This is a genomic window from Pseudomonas sp. RA_35y_Pfl2_P32, assembly GCF_963970735.1.
Classification (GTDB): Bacteria; Pseudomonadota; Gammaproteobacteria; order Pseudomonadales; family Pseudomonadaceae; genus Aquipseudomonas.
In genome coordinates, this window is sequence record NZ_CAXAQF010000338.1 from 1 (window position 1) to 449 (window position 449).

The following is a 449-nucleotide window of genomic DNA, read 5'->3' on the forward strand; positions in this document are numbered from 1 at the left end:
CGCCGAGAGCACGACCCAATCCGCATTGAGCTTGAGCTGGGCGACTTCGCTCGCCGTCAGAAGACCATCGTCCAGTTCGGTCGGCTGACTGGGAATGGACAGCGCCAGCGAAGGCTCGCCGACGCCCTTGATGTCGCCGGCGACGAGGCCGTGGGTGGCGAAATAGACGATGCCGTATTGAGCGAGCGGCGCACGCTTGAGCGTCGTTTCGCTGGCATCGCGGCCGAGATGGATGTCGGCATCGGCTGCGCCGACATCGCGGGCGACGGCGTTCAACTCGTCGGCGGTATCGGGAAGCTGCGGCAATGCCTGCGCCAGCCGCGCCCGATCGACGCCCGCACCACGCCAGAACTCGCTATAGGCCGACGTCGCGATGCTGCGCGCCGCAACCTTGCCGCCGGTGCCGCGTCGCTCGGCGGGCGCTTCCAGCGCCGGATTGAACACGGGAT

1 protein-coding gene is annotated in these 449 nt (G+C 67.9%); it reads right to left on the reverse strand.

The annotated features are described in order from the left end of the window. The coding region (locus AACY45_RS28585; RefSeq protein ID WP_339548827.1) for a CHAT domain-containing protein at positions 1-449 on the reverse strand (449 nt) is incomplete at both ends.